The organism is Streptomyces sp. NPDC002104, from assembly GCF_053593795.1.
This window is the reverse complement of sequence record NZ_JBSFDF010000006.1, coordinates 155,219-172,118: the sequence shown is the minus strand read 5'-3', so window position 1 is coordinate 172,118 and position 16,900 is coordinate 155,219. Positions and strand designations below refer to the sequence as shown.

The window sequence follows — 16,900 nt, the reverse complement described above, 5'->3', positions numbered from 1 at the left end:
GCCCCCCTCAGCGGCCCAGCAGATCGGCCCGCCCCTGGGCCTCGTAGGCCGCGAGGAGCCCCTCCAGGTCCGCCGCTTCCAGCCTCCGGTACGCGTCCTCGCCGCGCGGCCGCCACCAGACCGGGTCGGCGGTCCGGAAGGCGTCGGCTCGCAGGGAGACCCGGTGGACCTTGTTGGTCGCCGTGGTCGGCATGGCGCCGACGACCCGTACGTAGCGCGGGGCCATCTTCGTGCCGAGGTCGGGCTGGGCGGCGAGGAAGGACGCGAAGCCCTGCGGGGAGAAGACGGCCCCCTCGCGCAGGGCCACGGCGGCCATGACCTGGTCGCCCGCCACCTCGTCCGGTACGGCGTACACGGCCACCGCGGCCGCCCTCGTCCAGCGGGCCAGGATGTTCTCGATCACCGCGGCGGCCAGGTTCTCGCTGTCGACGCGCAGCCGGTCGTCGGTGCGGCCGGCGAAGTAGAGGAAGCCGTCGGGGTCGCGGAAGAAGAGGTCCCCGGTCCAGTACCAGCCGTCGCGGGTGCGGGCGGCCTCCGCGCCGGGGTTGCGCCAGTAGCCCTCGAAGAGGCTGCGGCCCTTGTTGACCAGCTCGCCGATGGCCTCGGAGCCGTTGAGGAGCCTGCCCCGTGCGTCGAGCTCGGCCGGCGGGCACTCGCGGCCCGTCTCCGGGTCGATGACGGCCAGGTCGTCGCCGGCGCCGGCCCGGCCCAGGGCGCCGGGCGGGGTGTCGGGGGTGCGCTGGACGGAGGCGCCGCCCTCGGTGGCCCCGTAGCCCTCGACGAGGCGGACCCCGAAGCGCTCGGCGAAGCGTGCCGCGTCGACGGCGCCGGCCTCGGTGCCGAAGCCCAGGCGCAGGGTGTGCGTACGGTCGTCCGGGCGGGGCGGGGTGGCGAGGAGGTACTGCACGGCCCGGCCTACGTAGGTGAAGTACGTCGCCTCGTAGGCCCGTACGTCGTCCAGGAACGCGGAGGCCGAGAAGCGGCGGCGCAGCGCCACGGCGGCCCCGCCCGCGAGGGCGGGGAGCCAGTCGGCGATCACCGCGTTGCCGTGGAAGAGGGGCATGCAGATGTAGTGGACGTCGTCCGGGGTGACCGAAAAGTGACGTGCGAGCGAGGCTCCGGCGCCGGCCAGGCGGCCCTGGGTGCAGATGGCGGCCTTGGGGGCGCCGGTCGAGCCGGAGGTGAAGTAGAGGAGCAGCCGGGAGGACGGGTCCGGACCGGTGCCGAGCGTCGCGTCGCCGGGCTTCGCGCCGGCGTACGGGGCGAGCAGGGCCGCATACTCGTCGGCCTCCTCCCCGTCCGTGACGAGGAGGCGTACGCCGGGCAGGTCGAGGCCGCGCAGGAGCGGCAGGTGGGCCCGCTCGGTCACCAGGATCCGGCAGTCGGTGTGCAGGATGTCGCGGGCCAGCTCGGGGCCGCGCCGGGTGGGGTTGATCCCGGCGACGGCGGCCCCGGCGAGGGCCGCCGCGCCGAGCCAGAACGGGAACTCGGGGGTGTTGTCGAGCAGCACCCCGATGTGCGGCTCCGCCCCCGGTGGCAGCAGGTCGACGAGGAGCGCGGCGCGCGCCGCGGCCTCCCGGGCGGTCCGGTGGTGACTGAGGACGCCGTCGGCGTACTTCAGACCGGGCCGGTGGTCGCCCCATTGGCTCGCGATGAGCTCCGCGACGGTTTCGGGTGTCCTCGTTGGCCGCATGCCGCCGGAGGATAGCTGACGTTCCGTCAGAATTGAACGTGGCGACGGCCCTTGGCGATCAGAACTGGACGTCGGAGCAGGAGTAGAAGGCCATCGGGGTGTCGTTGACGGTCCACACGGCGAGGATCATGTGCCGGCCGGTCTTGCCGCTCGGCATGGTGCCCTGGTGGACGGTGGTCATGGCGGGGCGGGCGCCGTTGTAGGCGACGGTGAGGAAGGGCTGCGGGTCGAGGGCGGCGCGGGTCAGGGGCTTGGTGGGGTCCCAGCCGTTCTTGGTGACGTAGTACCGGAAGTCGGTGGTGGAGTGGTTCGCGGTGAACTGCCAGCGGAAGCTGTAGCTCTGCCCGCTGGTCACCGGGGTGGCCGGCCAGGCGCCGCCGCGCGGGTCGTCGAGCTGCGCGAACTCCGAGTGGTTGCCCGCACATATTTTGCCGTCGGCGGGACCGGCCGCGGGGAAGCCCTTGAGGCCCTCGACGCTCTGGGGCTCCCACTGGATGGGGCCGCAGTCGGACACGGTCTTGTTGGCACAGAGCTTCTGGCGGCTGATCGGGGTGTCGGTGTACCCGTGGCTGCTGGCCGTGGGGGCCGTGACGAGCGCGAGGGCGGCGACGACTCCGAGGCCGACGGTGGTGGCGGTGGCCGTGGCGGCGGCCCGCTTGGTTCTGGGCATGCGGAAGGAACGCATGAGGCTGATGCTCCTTGAACGTGGGGGGATGTCCGGAGAGAGCGTGCGCACGCGTGGGGATGGGCCGTACCGGTTTCGGCGGCACGGCCCGTTCACGAGCTCTGGTGTAGGTCTAGACCAAGTTCCACAGTATTGACGGGAGTTGGCCCTGTCCAGACCAACGGAAGAACGGGTGGTCCGGACCAACCGGATTCCACCCGTTCTCCATGGGGCCGGTGCCGGCCGGTGGGACTACTCCGTGCGGCCCGTGTAGAAGGCGACGGTCAGGTCCTTCACGAGGGCCTTGCGCTCGTAGTCGTCGAGCTCGACGATCCCGCGCGAGGTGAGGCGGTGGACCGTGTCGTCCACCGCGTCGACCACCGAGGTCAGCACGGTGTCCCGGTGCTTCGCGTCGATCGCCGCGACCCGGCGGCGGCGCATGGCGTCCGCGACCTCGGGGGCGTACTCGATCCGGGTCGGCTGCGCCGAGAACACCTCCACCCCGACCGCCTCGGTCTCGGCCGCCAGCATCCGGGTCAGCGCGTCGCCGACGGCCTCGGCGTCGCGCAGGGTCGGGGCGTCCTCGTGGAAGGCGTCGGCGGGGAGCTGGGACAGGACCCGGGCCATGGCCGACTCGACCTGCTCGGCGAGGTAGTCGACGTGGTCCTCCACGGCCAGGGTCGCCCGGGCGGTGTCCTTGACCTGCCAGACCACCTGGACCACGACCTGGAGGGCGAGCCCGCCGGAGTCCACGGCGGGCATCGGGTCACTGCGCCAGTGGCGCAGCCGGACGTCGACCCGGCGCCGCAGCAGGAGGGGGCTGATCCAGGTCAGGCCGCTGCGGCGGACGGTGCCGCGGTAGCGGCCGAAGAGGGTGAGCACCCAGGCGTGGCCGGCCCGGCCGCGGCCGAGACCGCCGAGGGCGAGCAGGGCGACGACCCCGAGGAAGGCCAGCGGCGGCCAGAACCGCGCCTGCAGCCCGCGGTACGGGCGGGGCTCCGCCCCGAAGGCCTGCGCGAGGGCGTCGGGGACGGCCCCGGCCCGCCAGAGCACGACGGCGCAGCCAGCGAGCGCGATGCCGCCGACGGCCACCGCGATCCAGCCCGGGAGCACCGGGCCGCGGTGCTCGTGGAGCCGGTCGTCGCCCCGGGGCACGCGGCGTCCGGGGGCGGCGCGGGTCACGGCGGCCTTGGCCTTCGGCTCCGGAGCCCGCCGGCCCGGCTGGGGCTTCGGCTGCGGCCGGCTCGCGCCGCGGAACGGCAGGTGCACCGGCACCTCGGTCACCGCGGCTCCGCGCGGCGGGGCGACCCGGGGCAGGTCCTGCGTGTCGTCCTCCCCGATCCGCGCGACGGCCCGCGCGACGACATCGGCGATGTCGGCACCGCCTGTCCCGTCCGTACCGGCTGCGCCGTCGGGGATCCCGGGTCCGGGGACGCCTCCGTGGCCGGTCGCGCGCTGCGGGTCGGGCCCGGCGTCGCCGGCGGGGCCAGGAGCGGGCACGGACCAGGTCGGCTCCCGCCCGTCGCGAACGGCGTCTCCCGGCTCGGACAGGTCCCGTACGAGGCCCGGGTCCGGGTCCAGGTCCGGGTCCAGGTCCAGGTCCGCGTAGGCGGCCTCCGCGGCGGGGCCCGGGACCGCGTGCTGCGGCGCACGGCCGTGCTCGGCCGGCGAACCGCCCTGTCCCGGCAGGTCCCAGGCGGCGGGCGGACCCGCGTGCCGCGGCGCGTGCTCGGTGCCGAGAGGAGCGGCCGGCGGCCAGGCCTCGTCCTGCGGGTGCGGTCGGGCGGCTTCGGCGTCGGGGTTCCGCGGCCGCAGCGTGGTCGCCCCGGTGTGGGCCGCCTCGTCCTGGGGGTGCGGGATGTCCACCCCCGGCCCGGCCTGCGCCCGAGCCGCCGGTACGTCGCTGCGCGCCGCGCCCACGACGACGAGGCCGTCCTCGTCCCGACCGCCCCCGCCCGGGACCGCGGTGTCGTCCCGCGCGGGCCCGGCCGCCTCGGCGGCAACCGCCCACCCGGTGGGCGCAGCCCACTCGGTCACGGCCACCGCGGACGCCTCCCTATCGGGCCCCGACGACGGGTGCACAACTCGCTCGGCCGCGGAGGCCGACACGTGCGAGCCCCGCCCGGCATAAGCCTGGGCTGCCACCCGGTCGGCGTCGGCCGACGCCTCCGAACCCCGCCCAGTAGCGGCACCGGCCGCAGCCCAACCGGCAGCCTGGGTGACGGCGGCCTGCGTGCCGGTGGCCTGCCCAGACGAGACCCCGTCGGACGAGAACGCCAGATCTGCAACCTGCCCAGCACCCACCACGGCGGAGCCGCTTCCTGCCAAAGCCGACCCTGCCGCGCCGGGTACGGACGCCGCCCGGTCGGCATCGACCGACGCCTCCGAACCCCGCCCAGTAGCGGCACCGGCCCCCGCCCAACCGGCGGCCCGCGTGCCGGCCGCCCGCCCGGACAAGGCCAGGTCGGACGCGGCCGACAGGTCTGCACCCTGCCCGGCACCGACCGCGGCGGAGCCGCTTCCTGCCGAGGCCGACCCTGCCGCGCCGGGTACGGACGCCGCCCGGTCGGCATCGACCGACGCCTCCGAACCCCGCCCAGTAGCGGCACCGGCCGCTGCCCAACCGGCGGCCTGGGTGCCGGCCGCCCGCCCGGACAAGGCCAGGTCGGACGCGGCCGACAAGTCTGCGCCCTGACTGGCACCGGCCCTGCCGGAGAACCACCCTGCCGAGGCCGACCCTGCCGCGCCGGACGCGGACGCGGCCGACGCCTCCGAACCCCGCTCAGCGGCGGCACCGGCCCCGGCGGGGACGCCCCCTGCCGCGGCCGACTCGTGCGATTCCCGTTCGGCACCGGACCCGGCCGCTGCCCAGCCTGCGGCGACGGGCGCAGGCGCGGACTGCGCGGACGTGGCCCCGTGGGGCTCGGCCCGGTCGGACGACGCCGACAGGTACGCGCCCCGCCCGGCGTCGGCCTCGGCGGAGACCCGCCCCGCCGCGACCGGCGCGGAGCCGGCCCCGGCATGCACGCCCGACGGGTTCGAGCCGTACTCGGCACCGACTTCGAATCCTGCCCGCCCTGCGGCGACCGCTGCGGGCGCGGGCTGCGCGGACGCGGTCCGCTCGGTGCCGGCCTCGGCCGCTGCGTGCCCCTCCGGGGCCGGCGCGGGGACGGCCCGGTCGTGGTCGGCCCAACGCGGGGCGGCAGCAGCCGGTGCGGCTACGGCCTGGTCCCGGTCGGCGCCGCCCGACGCGGACACGGTCGGCGCCGCCACCACCCGGCCGGGCTCGGCCGGTGCCGCCCACCGGGGGCCGGAGGCTGCCGGCCCGGCAGCCCCGGGCCCGGCTCCCGCCAGGGCAGCTCCCGCCAGGGTGGCTTCGACCGGCCCAGCTCCTGCCGAGGCAGCTCCCGCCTGAACGGGCCCACCCGAGGCGGCTCCCGCCTGAGCGGCTCCCGCCAGGGCAGTTCCGCCCGGGGCGACTTCCGACACGGTGGCTCCGGCCGGGCCGACTCCGGCCAGGGCGGCTCCGCCCGGGGCTACTCCCGCCAGGGCAGCTCCCGCCAGGGTGGCTTCGACCGGCCCAGTTCCTGCCGAGGCAGCTCCCGCCTGAACGGGCCCACCCGGGGCGGCTCCGGCCAAAGCAGTTCCACCCGGGGCGGTTCCCGCCACGGTGGCTCCGGCCGGGCCGGCTCCCGCCAGGGTGGCGCCGCCCGGAGTCGCCAGGGTGGCTCCCGCCGGGGGCGTCTGGGCGGGGCCCGCCGGGGGCGGCTCCGTCGGGGCAACGGCCTCCCGGTGCGGGGGTTCCGGCCGCAGGGGCGGGTGTGGGGGGATCTCGAAGGTGCCTGTGGTCGATGTCGTGCGCGTGGGGTACATCGTTGCCTCCGTCATGCGAACAGCCGGCGCCAGGTTTCCGGGCCCGGGTAGCCGTCGGCCTCGGCGCCGCGCCAGCCCTGGGCACGCTGGAACGCCTCGACGTTGCGGCGGTCGGCCTCGCCCCAGCGGGGGCCCGGACCGGTCGTGTAGTACTTGCCGAAGCCCTTCTTCACCAGCTGGCGGCCAAGGGCGGTGACGGCCGGGTGGGACGCGCCCGGCCGGAAGAAGGACGCCCCCGGGTAGGCGGGCTTGCCCGCCGGGCCCGGTGCGGCGCCCGTGGTCGGCGGGATGTCCTTGCCCTGGTGCAGGGCGAGCAGCCGCCAGGTGTGCGCGCCCGGGAGGCCGTCGGCGTCGGCGCCCGTCCAGCCCTGGGCGCGCTGGAAGGCCGCGGTCGCCAGCCGGTCGGCGTCGGACCACTTCGTGCCGACGCCCTTCGGGTAGAAGCGCAGCCCGCCCCGGTCGGACAGCATCCGGCCGAGCTGGGCGACGTAGGCGTTGTCCGCGCCCGGCCCGAACTTCGAGGCTCCGGGGAAGGTGGCCGAGACTCCGCCCGCGCCGCCCGGCGCCGGCGGCTCGCCCGTGACCGGGGGCTCGGGAACGACTCCGCCGGTCACCCCGTTGAAGCGGTACGGGAGGTACTTCGTCGCGTTGTTCCAGTAGCCGTAGGGCGTGGCGAGCTTCCGCGTGGTCGGGCGCGTCTGCTCGTAGGCGACGTAGTGCGTGCGCGTCTCGTCCACCCAGCCGCCGAAGATCACGACGTGCGAGCCCTTGTTGGGGTCGGCCGGGTTGTGGAAGAGCAGCATGTCTCCGGGGAGCAGCTCCTCCTTCGTGATCCGGGTCGCGAACTTGTCGAGGCTGCCGGTCCATTCGTTCGTGCCGAGGTTCCAGGCCATCGAGACGAAGCCGGAGCAGTCCTGCCGGTACCCGTCCGACCAGTACTCCTCCATGCTGTACGGGACCTGCGCGTTCAGCCACAGCTTCGCCCGGTTGATGATCGTGGTCCGGTCGGTGCGCCGCACCGCCGCGGGTGCTCCCGGCTGACCGGCCGGCTTCCCTGCGGTGCCCTTGCCGCCCTTCGGCCCGTGCAGCGGGGCCCGGCCGCCCTGGGGGGTGCCCGGGCCCGGGTCGTGGCCCGGGTCGTCCAGGACCGCCCGGCCGCCGGGGCCCGGCGTGGCCGCCGCGGCCACGGACGCGCCGCCTCCGCCGAGGACCACCCCCGCGGCGGTGGCCAGCACCAGTGCGCGGCGGGCTCCGCGCGCGGCGGGGTGTCCGCCGTCGCGCAGCGGTATGGCCCGGGCGCGCGCGAGCCCGCGGCGACGCTGGGCGCAGCCCTGGCACGGGCAGTCGCCGGCGGGTTCGTACTCCTCGAAGGAGGGCAGTGGCATCGGCGGGATCGCCTCGGCCATCGGCGTCACTTCGTACACATGCGTCGGAGGCTGCATCGTCATGCGGTTCCGTCCACTCCCCTGCTCGTCGCTGGTCGGCCGGGACCGCATCTGGCGGGGCATCAGATTCGGCCTGGCCCAGACATATCGTGCACGACAAAACCCCCAAACATGGGTTAATCGGACAGAACGCGCGCGGCTTGTCACGAGCACCCGCAGCGGTGGGGTAGAGTTTTGCCTGTCACCAAGCGCCGCTAGCTCAGTTGGTTAGAGCAGCTGACTCTTAATCAGCGGGTCCGGGGTTCGAGTCCCTGGCGGCGCACAGACGCAGAGAAGCCCCTCGCAGTGAAAGCTGCGAGGGGCTTCTTCGTTTTCACCCGGACGGAGCCGGACAGCGCCGGCCGCGCCGGGTCAGACCGCAGTGCCCGGGCGGACTCCGACGCCCGTCAGGTACGCCGACACGACCACGTTCGCCGAGTACTCCTTGGCCGCCTTGTCGTAGGTGCCGCCGCAGGTGACCAGCCGCAGTTCGGCCCGGCCGCGGACCCTGGGGCCGTACGCCTTCGCGGGATCGAAGTCCGCGCGCTCGTGGACCCGTACGTCCTCGATCGTGAACTCCGCCACCGAGCCGTCGGCCCGCACCACGCGGATCTTGCCGCCGGTCTTCGCCGAGCTCAGGCCGTAGAACACGGCCGGCTTCGACTTCGTGTCCACGTGCCCGACCAGCAGCGCGGTCCCGGCCGTGCCGGGCTGGGCGCCGCCGCGCCACCAGCCGACCGTGCCCGGGTTCTCGTACGGGGGCGGTTCGATCGCCCCCTGCGCGTCGAGGTCCCGGACGATCACCGGGGCCTGGACGCCCAGGGACGGTACGTCGACCCGCGCGGGCGCGGCCGGCCCCAGCGGGGTGTGCGCCGCGGGCAGTCCCGGGACGGCCGGTCCTCCGGCCTGCCCGGGCAGGGGTATCGCCACTCCGGTGATCTCCCGGCCCCACAGCCACAGCCCCAGGACCAGCACCGACCAGGCCGCGAAGGTCAGCACCCGGGAGCCGCCGGAGCTCCTCGGCTCGCCGCTCACCCGATCACCCGGTCACTCGCCGCTGCGGCGGCGGCGCAGGGTCAGCGCACGGCCGGCGACCGCGAGGGTGGCCGCGGCGGCGAGCACGGCGCCGATCACCGTGTGCGGCAGGCCCGGGCCCTGGCCCTCGTGGCTCTTCTTCGCCGCCGCGGCGAGCTGGGCCGAGTCCGCGGCATTCGCCGCGCCCGCCGCCTTCGACTTCGCGGCGATCTCCTCGGACATGCCGCCGCCGCCCGCGTGGACCGGCCAGACGGGTGTGTGGTGGGGGTCGGGGCGGTGCTCGCGGCGGCGCTCGATCTCGATCGTGCCCCACTCGCGTTCGCCGCCGCGGCCACCGCACTTGATCTTGATGTCGTGGCGGCCGGGCTCGGCCCAGGAGCGGATCATCGCGTCGCCCCACAGCGTCCGGCGGTCGTCGCGGCCGGTGGAGAGGCGGACCTCGGAGACGAAGGCGACGGACGAGGCGACGGCCCAGTCCTCCTCGCAGCCGCGGACGCGCAGTTTGACCTGCGCCCCGGGCTCGGCCGGGTTGGGGTCGGCCGAGACGCTGCCGCGTTCCCGGTTCCAGTCGTCCTCCCCCGCGAAGGCGAAGGGTGCGGTCACGGCGGACAGGGCCGTCAGGGCGACGGCCACCCCGGTGACACGGAGAGCGATCAAATCACTGCGCATGGTGAACCTCCTCAACAAGGAGATTCACGCGCGGCGCGCCGCTCCGCATCCGGAGCGGCGCCCGCTTGGCCCGTACGTGTCAGCCGTACGACCTAAACCAGATCGACCAGATCGGCGATGGAGTCGAAGGTGTGGGTCGGCCGGTAGGGGAACTTCTCGGTGTCCTCGACGGACGTCAGGCCGGTCAGCACGAGGAAGGTCTGCATGCCCGCCTCCAGCCCGGCCAGGATGTCGGTGTCCATCCGGTCGCCGATCATCGCGCTGCTGTGGGAGTGCGCGCCGATGGCGTTCAGGCCGGTGCGCATCATCAGCGGATTGGGCTTGCCGGCGAAGTACGGCTGCTTGCCGGTCGCCTTGGTGATCAGCGCGGCGACGGCGCCCGTGGCGGGCAGCGGGCCCTCGGTGGAGGGGCCGGTCTCGTCCGGGTTGGTGCAGATGAAGCGGGCGCCCGCGTTGATCAGGCGGACCGCCTTGGTCATGGCCTCGAAGCTGTACGTCCGGGTCTCGCCCAGGACCACGTAGTCCGGTTCGTGGTCGGTCAGGACGTAGCCGATGTCGTGCAGGGCGGTGGTCAGACCGGCCTCGCCGATGACGTACGCGGTGCCGCCCGGGCGCTGGTCGTCGAGGAACTTCGCGGTGGCCAGGGCCGAGGTCCAGATGTTCTCCACCGGGACGGACAGGCCCATCCGGCTCAGGCGGGCCTGGAGGTCGCGCGGGGTGTAGATGGAGTTGTTCGTCAGCACGAGGAAAGGCTTGCCGGACTCGCGCAGCCGGTTGATGAAGGCGTCGGCGCCGGGGATCGGGGTGCCCTCGTGGATGAGGACCCCGTCCATGTCGGTGAGCCAGGATTCGATCGGCTTGCGCTCTGCCACTGGACTGTTCTCCGCTCTCGGTGGCGTCTGACCTCTGTGACCTCTGGTCTCTACCACCTTATCCGGGCCGGACCGCGGACGCGGTGGGCGTCCACGGCCCGGACCGGAGGGCTGAACGGGGTGAGGGAACGGGGCCGGCGGAACGGGTGGGTACGAAGGTCCCGTCAGCCGAGCTTGACGTTGTCGACGGTCCAGTACCAGTTGTTGCTGCCCGCGTAGCGGAAGCGGACCTGGACGTCGGTGGCGCCGGCCGGGACCTGGAGCGCGATCGACTCGGAGCGGGCCACCGCGTCGGCGGTGTAGCTCTTGACGACCGACGCCGTGCCGCCGTTGTAGGAGACCAGGACCTGGGCGGTCTGGCCGGCCTCGTGGTGGTAGTGCGTCTGGAAGGTCAGGGTGCGCGTGGAGCCGCCGGTGACCGCCCACTTGGGGGTGGCCAGGGTGGAGTCGTAGGAGCCGGTGTGGCTCTTGTCGTCCCACTCGTCGGAGTCGGCGACGGCGAACACGTCACGGGAGCGGACGTTCAGCTCGCGCCACTGGTCGCGCTGGGACTGGCTCCAGAACTCGTCGGTCGCGAAGGCCCACCCGGCCCACTCGGTGACACCGCCCGTGCCCATCTTGGAGTTGTCGACCGACCAGCCGGCCGGCGGGGTGTGCGTGAAGCCCTTCGTGGCGGCCGGGATGCCCGTCTCGTCCACGCGCGCCTGGAGGTTGGGGCGCAGGGTGTCGAAGGGGTCGTTGTCGTCCGGGGCGTCCAGCGGGATGCCGTCGATCGCGGAGCCGGGATTGACCCCGACCTGGGCGAGCGCGGTCGCCGCCACGTCGACGAGCTTCACGTCGCTGCGCACCGAACCGGCGGGGATTCCGGCTCCCTTGGCGATGACGAAGGTGCCGCGCTCCTGGATGGTGGAGCCGCCGTGGCCGCCCGCGTCGGTGTGACCGTGGTCGGTGGTGACCAGGACCTTCCAGTTCTCCTGGCCGTAGGTCGGGCGGGCCTGGACGGCGGTGAGGAGCTGGCCGACCAGCGTGTCGACGCGGGCGATGGTGTTCAGGTACTCCTGGCTCGCGGCGCCGGAGGAGTGGCCCGCGTGGTCGATCTCGCCGAAGTAGACGAAGGCGGCGTCGGGGTTCTGGTCGCGGAGCTCGGCGGAGGCCGCCGCGGCGATCTTCGGGTCCTCGCTGCCGTAGCCGTCGCGGTCGCCCTTGAGGGAGAGGCGCTTGTCGACCTTGGCCGAGAAGATCGGGCCGTTCTGGTCGGTGGAGGTGATGGGCTCCCAGTCGGCGGCCGCATAGGTGTTGAGCGCCGGCTTGGCGTTCTCGATGCGGGTCAGGAAGTCCGGGTAGGCCGTGTAGTTCTTGCCGGTGAAGGAGTTGTCCTTCACCCCGTGCTTGTCGGGCCAGACGCCGGTGGCGATCGTGGACCATCCGGGGCCCGAGGAGGTGGCGGCCATCGGGTTGGCGTACAGGGTGCTGCGGGCGGTCAGCCCCTGGGCCATCAGGCCGTTCAGGTTGGGGGCGTTGGCGGCCTTGACGCGGTCCAGGACCGTGCCGTCGATGCCGATGACCAGGACCTTGTTCGTGACGGCGGCGGCGCCGGCTTCGTCGGCGGTCGCGGCGTGGGCGGCGAGGCCGGTGGCGAGCAGGGCGGTGGCGGTGGCCGCCACGGCGAGGGTCCGTCCGGACAGGACAGTGGGCACGTACTCCTCCGGGAGTAATCGTGGGGAAGGCGCAGGGGACGTACGGGGCGTGCGGTCGTACGGAGCGTGCGGGTCGTGCGGTCGTACGGGGCGTGCGGGTCATGCGGGTCGTGCGGGCGTGCGGCGGGTCCGGACCGAGGGCGAGGCTCGGTCCAGACCCGTTATCCAGACGTCACTATCCCGGTCGTGGGTGACCGGGAGGCGACCAGTCAGCTTCCGGTGGCCGACTTCCACGCGTCGACGTAGCCGGTGAGGTTCTTGTCGATGTCGGCCCAGTCCGGCTCGAAGATCTCGACCCCGGTCATGAGCTTGGTGAGCTCGACGGCGTTGGCGTCGGTGGGCTTGACGTCCGTGCGGGCCGGGAAGCCGCCGCCGATGCCGCTGACCAGCTTCTGCGCGTCCTCGCTGAGCAGGTAGTCGAGGAGCTTCTTGCCGTTCTCGGTGTGCGGGGCCTTGGCGACGAGGCCGGCCGCGTACGGGAGGGAGAAGGTGGTGGGCTTGCCGCCGTCCTTGGCGGGGAACCAGATGCCGAGGTTCGGCATGGACTTGGACTGCGCGAAGTTCATCTGGACGTCGCCGTTGGCGACGAGCAGCTCGCCCTTGTCGGTCTTCGGCGCGAGCTTGCTGGTGGAGGAGGACGGGCCGACGTTGTTGGCCTGGAGCTTCTTCAGGTACTCGTTGGCCTGGTCCTTGCCGCCGAAGTCGTGCATCGCCTTGATGAGCACGGCGGTGCCGTCGCCCGCGACGCCCGGGGTGGAGTACTGGAGCTTGCCCTTGTACTTGGCGTCCAGCAGCTCCTCCCAGGTCTTGGGGGCGGCCGGCAGCTCCTTCTTGTTGTAGACGAAGCCGAAGTAGTTGTTGACGACCGAGGTCCACTTGCCCTCGGAGGACTTGTCCGCCCCGTTGACCTTGTCGGCGCCCTGCGGGGTGTAGGCCTGGAGGAGGCCCTTGCCGTCGGCCTGCTGGATGAACGGGGGCAGCGTGATCAGGAGGTCGGCCTGCGTGTTGGTCTTCTCGCGGACGGCGCGCTGCACCATCTCGCCCGAGCCGCCCTCCACGTACTTGACCTCGATGCCGGTCTTCTTCGTGAAGTCGGCGAAGACCTTGTCGTACCAGCCGTCGCCCTTCTCGCCCTTGAGGCCGTCGGCGCTGTAGACGGTGACGACCTTCTCGCCGCCGTCCTTGGAGTCGGCGGAGGAGGAACCACCGCAGGCGGTGAGGCCGGCGGCGAGGGCGAGGCTGCCGGTGACGGCGGTGGTGATGCGCAGGAGTCTGGTGCTGGGCATGGAACTTCCTTACGGGGAAAGGGAGTCAGCAGGGGATTCAGCGGGGTGCGGCAGTGGGGGGCGGCAGTGGGGTGCGACAGTGCGGATCTAGCGGTACGTGGCCCTGGTGCGGACGCGGGAGACGGCCAGCAGGACCAGCAGGGTGGTGGCCATGAGGACCACGGCGACGGCGGATCCGCTGAAGAGCGAACCGCGGTCGGTCGCGGTGAAGATGCGGACCGGGAGGGGCATCCAGTCCGGCGGGTAGAGCATCATCGTGGCGCTCAGCTCGCCCATGGACAGGGCGAAGCAGAGCCCGGCCGCCGCGGTGAGCGAGGGCAGCAGGAGGGGGAGCTTGACCCGCCACAGCACGTACGCGGGGCGGGCGCCCAGGGAGGCCGCCGCCTGCTCGTACGCGGGGTCGAGACGCACGATGGCAGCCGAAACCGACTGGTGGGCGAACGCCGTGACAAGAATCGTGTGCGCCAGGATCACGATCGAGCTGGTGCCGTTGAGGAGCAGCGGCGGCTTGCTGAAGGCGACGAGCACGGCGAGGCCGACGACCACGGACGGCACGGCGACCGGCAGCATGAACAGCGCGTCCAGTGCGCTCTTGCCGCGCTTCTTCAGGCGTGCCGCGGCGAGCGCGGCCCAGGTGCCGACGGTGAGCGCGGTCAGGCTGGCGACCAGGGCGGTGATCAGCGAGGTGGTCAGCGCCTGGAGGGATTCGCCCCGGACGGCCGCCGCGTAGTTCTCGGTGGTGGGACCGGAGGGGAAGGCCCCGGACCAGTGCGTCGAGAAGGACGCGGCCACCACGACGAGCAGGGGCAGGGCGAAGAGGGGCAGGAAGAGGATGCCGAAGAGGCTCCAGGCGGCCCAGCGGCCGCTCTTGCTATGCACCAGCACGCTTGCTCACCACCCGGTAGAGGCCGAACAGGCCGACGGAGATCACGATGTTGACGACGGCGACCACGCAGGCGGCGGCGTAGTCGGATTCGAGGATCGCCTTGCCGTAGATGAGCATCGGGAGCGTGGTGACGTCCTTGGCTCCGGTGAACAGGACGATCCCGAACTCGTTGAGGCACATGACCAGGACGAGGCTGCCGCCGGCGGCGAGGGCCGGGAGGGATTCGGGGAGGATCACCCGGCGGACGATGCGGCCGGGCTTCGCGCCGAGCGAGGAGGCCACTTCCAGCTGGGCGGTGTCCAGTTGGGAGAAGGCGGCGAGCAGCGGGCGCATCACGAAGGGCGTGAAGTAGGTGATCTCCGCGAGGAGGACGCCCCAGGGGGTGGTCAGGAAGTGGAAGGGGCCCTCGGCGGCGCCGAACCCTTCGGTCCACAGGCCGTTGGCCATGCCGACCGTGCCGTAGATGAAGAGGAGGGCGAGGGTGATGAGGAAGGAGGGGAAGGAGAGGAAGACGTCGATGAACTTGGCGACGGCGCGGGCCCCGGGGAACGGGACGAAGGCGATGACCAGCGCGAGCGCGAAGCCGAGGACCAGGCAGCCGACGGTGGCGCCGACCGCGAGCCAGACCGTGGTGCCGAGCGCTTCGCGGAAGGAGTGCGAGGCGAAGACGGAGGCGTAGGTGTCGAAGGCCCCGCCCCCGTTCTCGGGGGACAGCGACTGCTGGACGACCAGCGCGAGGGGGTAGAGGAAGATCGCCGCGAGGACGGCGACGGGGGGCACGGTCCACAGCCAGCCGGGCACGCTACGGGGCGCGGCGGCGGCCTTCTCCGCGAAGCCGTCGGGGGCTCCGGCCGGGCTTTCGGGCGGGCCGGGGGCAGGGCCTCGTACGGGCTGGTGGGGTATGACCGCGGCTTCGGGGTCGGTGGGGGCCGGTCCGGGGTCGGGGGTGGATGCGGGGTCGGGGGCGGGGGTGGATGCGGGGGCGGGGGTGGATGCGGGGGCGGGGCCGGGGTCGGTGGGGGCCGGTCCGGGGTCGGGGGTGCGGCGGTGCGTGGCCTCAGGCATCGGAGACCCCTGCGGCCAGCAGCACCGCGTCCCGCGGCTCGAAGTGCAGGGTGACCTGGTCGCCCAGCGCCGGGGTCTCGCGCAGTTCGGGCAGGTCCGCCTTGACCCGGTGGCCCTCGATGTCCACGTAGAGCCGGTGGGTCGAACCGCGCCACTGCACCTCGGTGATGGTCCCGCTCAGCGCGTTGGGGCCGGCGCCGAGGCCGAGCAGGTGCGGGCGGACGCACAGGGTGGCGGTGGCGCCGACGGCCGCGCGGCCGGGGTCGAGGGCGAGGGGGTGGCCGGCGAAGAGCGCGCCCCCGTCGGCGACGGTGACGGGCAGCAGGTTGGCGTTGCCGACGAAGGAGGCCGTGAACTCGGTGCGCGGGGCCCGGTACAGCTCCTGCGGGGTGCCGCAGTCCTGGAGGCGGGCCTGGTCCATGACGGCGATGCGGTCGGCCAGGGTGAGGGCCTCGACCTGGTCGTGGGTGACGTAGAGGATGGACACGTCGGGGAGTTCGCGGTGCAGCCGGGCCAGCTCGGCGAGCATCCCGGAGCGCAGCTGCGCGTCGAGCGCGGACAGCGGCTCGTCCAGGAGGAGGACCCCGGGGCGGATGGCGAGGGCGCGGGCGATGGCCACGCGCTGCTGCTGTCCGCCGGAGAGCTCGCGGGGGTAGCGCTGGGCGTAGGCCGCCATCCCGGTCATCTCCAGGGCCTCGGCGACGCGGCCGGGGATGTCCGCCTTGGGCGCCTTCTGCGCCCGCAGGCCGAAGGCGACGTTGTCGGCGACGCGCATGTGCGGGAAGAGCGCGTACTGCTGGACGACCATGCCGATGCCGCGCTTGTGCGGCGGGAGCGCGGTGACGTCCCGGCCGCCGATCAGGATCCGGCCCGAGGCGGGCCGGACGAAGCCGGCCACCGCGCGCAGGGCCGTGGTCTTGCCCGAGCCGGAGGGGCCGAGCAGCGCCATGACCTCGCCGGGCTCGACGGTCAGGTCGAGGGAGTCCAGGACGGTGGCGGCGCCGTAGGCGACCGAGACGGAGTCGAAGCGGATGCCGCTCACGCGCCGGGCTCCCCGGCCGCTCCGAGCAGCGCGGGCAGTTCGGCGATGGAGCCGAGGACGTGGGTGGCGCCGTGTGCGGTCAGGGCCGCGCGGTCGTGGGCGCCGGTGAGGACGCCCGCCACGGTCCCGGCGCCGGCGCGGACGCCGCTGAGCATGTCGTACGCCGTGTCGCCGGCGACCACGGTGTCGCGTACGTCGGCCACGGCGCCGGTGCGCAGGAAGGCGGCCAGCACCATGTCCGGGTAGGGCCGGCCGCGGCCGCCCGCGTCGGCGGGGCACAGGGTGAGGTCGGCCAGGCCCTGCCAGCCGAGGGCGTCGAGGATGGCGTCCTGGGTGACGCGGGCGAAGCCGGTGGTCAGGACCACGGTGCGGCCGTCGGCGCGGAGCTTTTCGACGGCCTCGCGGGCGCCGGGGATCGGGGCGATGAGGCCGCCGTCCACGAGTTCCCCGTAGGCCTGCTCGAAGGCGGAGTTGGCGCGCTGGGCGAGGTCCTCGGCGCCGAAGAGGTGGCGGAAGACCGAGATCTTCGACTCGCCCATGGTGTCGCGGACGTACTGGAGCTTCGCGGCGTGGTCGGCGCTGCCCGGCTCGACGCCGAGGCGTTCGGCGGCCCGCTCGAAGGCGCGCTCGACGAGGCCGCCGTCGGCGACGGTGGTGCCGGCCATGTCGAGGACGATCAGCAGACGGGCTTCGC

13 protein-coding genes and 1 tRNA gene are annotated in these 16,900 nt (G+C 73.8%); 1 reads left to right on the top strand and 13 read right to left on the bottom strand.

What is annotated here, in order from left to right; translation table 11 throughout:
- Nucleotides 1-7: 7 nt before the first annotated feature.
- The 4 genes from ACWCP2_RS08025 to ACWCP2_RS08010 form a co-directional block, all read right to left on the bottom strand.
- Complete coding sequence (locus ACWCP2_RS08025) at nt 8-1,693, bottom strand: AMP-binding protein (RefSeq protein WP_450907727.1); 1,686 nt, start codon at nt 1,691-1,693, stop codon at nt 8-10.
- Between the two features lie 58 nt (nt 1,694-1,751).
- Nucleotides 1,752-2,378 (bottom strand): lytic polysaccharide monooxygenase auxiliary activity family 9 protein, encoded by a 627-nt coding sequence (locus tag ACWCP2_RS08020; RefSeq protein ID WP_450907726.1) that lies wholly within the window; start codon nt 2,376-2,378, stop codon nt 1,752-1,754.
- Nucleotides 2,379-2,609: 231 nt separating this feature from the next.
- On the bottom strand, nt 2,610-4,400 hold the full coding sequence (locus ACWCP2_RS08015) for an SPFH domain-containing protein (protein WP_450907725.1): 1,791 nt from the start codon (nt 4,398-4,400) through the stop codon (nt 2,610-2,612).
- A 1,841-nt stretch (nt 4,401-6,241) separates the two neighbouring features.
- Nucleotides 6,242-7,615 carry a peptidoglycan-binding protein gene (locus ACWCP2_RS08010; RefSeq protein WP_450907793.1) on the bottom strand — a complete coding sequence of 458 codons (1,374 nt, stop codon included), beginning with the start codon at nt 7,613-7,615 and terminating at the stop codon, nt 6,242-6,244.
- 248 nt (nt 7,616-7,863) lie between these two features.
- On the opposite strand from ACWCP2_RS08010, the gene ACWCP2_RS08005 reads away from it, so the two are divergent.
- Nucleotides 7,864-7,937: transfer RNA gene (locus tag ACWCP2_RS08005), tRNA-Lys, on the top strand.
- 89 nt (nt 7,938-8,026) lie between these two features.
- Here ACWCP2_RS08005 and ACWCP2_RS08000 read toward each other — a convergent pair.
- From ACWCP2_RS08000 to ACWCP2_RS07960, 9 genes are all read right to left on the bottom strand, one after another.
- A complete protein-coding gene (locus tag ACWCP2_RS08000; protein ID WP_450907724.1) occupies nt 8,027-8,689 on the bottom strand; it encodes a class F sortase in 663 nt (220 codons plus the stop codon).
- A gap of 12 nt (nt 8,690-8,701) precedes the next feature.
- Complete coding sequence (locus ACWCP2_RS07995; RefSeq protein ID WP_450907723.1) at nt 8,702-9,358, bottom strand: hypothetical protein; 657 nt, start codon at nt 9,356-9,358, stop codon at nt 8,702-8,704.
- 92 nt (nt 9,359-9,450) lie between these two features.
- Entirely contained in the window at nt 9,451-10,230 is a 780-nt protein-coding gene (locus tag ACWCP2_RS07990) for an HAD-IIA family hydrolase (protein ID WP_243337185.1), read from the bottom strand.
- A gap of 164 nt (nt 10,231-10,394) precedes the next feature.
- Nucleotides 10,395-11,927, bottom strand: coding sequence for an alkaline phosphatase family protein (locus tag ACWCP2_RS07985; protein ID WP_450907722.1), 1,533 nt, complete (start codon nt 11,925-11,927; stop codon nt 10,395-10,397).
- A 209-nt stretch (nt 11,928-12,136) separates the two neighbouring features.
- A complete protein-coding gene (locus ACWCP2_RS07980; protein WP_450907721.1) occupies nt 12,137-13,213 on the bottom strand; it encodes a 2-aminoethylphosphonate ABC transporter substrate-binding protein in 1,077 nt (358 codons plus the stop codon).
- Nucleotides 13,214-13,300: 87 nt separating this feature from the next.
- Nucleotides 13,301-14,098, bottom strand: a complete 798-nt coding sequence (locus ACWCP2_RS07975; RefSeq protein WP_450907720.1) for an ABC transporter permease — start codon at nt 14,096-14,098, stop codon at nt 13,301-13,303.
- Nucleotides 14,085-15,164: a 2-aminoethylphosphonate ABC transporter permease subunit gene (locus tag ACWCP2_RS07970; RefSeq protein WP_450907719.1), complete on the bottom strand. Its 1,080-nt coding sequence runs from the start codon at nt 15,162-15,164 to the stop codon at nt 14,085-14,087. Before ACWCP2_RS07970 ends, ACWCP2_RS07975 begins: the two co-directional genes overlap by 14 nt.
- Nucleotides 15,157-16,206 carry an ABC transporter ATP-binding protein gene (locus ACWCP2_RS07965; protein ID WP_450907718.1) on the bottom strand — a complete coding sequence of 350 codons (1,050 nt, stop codon included), beginning with the start codon at nt 16,204-16,206 and terminating at the stop codon, nt 15,157-15,159. Before ACWCP2_RS07965 ends, ACWCP2_RS07970 begins: the two co-directional genes overlap by 8 nt.
- Entirely contained in the window at nt 16,203-16,871 is a 669-nt protein-coding gene (locus tag ACWCP2_RS07960; RefSeq protein WP_450907792.1) for an HAD family hydrolase, read from the bottom strand. The genes ACWCP2_RS07965 and ACWCP2_RS07960 overlap by 4 nt, the downstream gene beginning before the upstream one ends.
- Between the last annotated feature and the right edge of the window lie 29 nt (nt 16,872-16,900).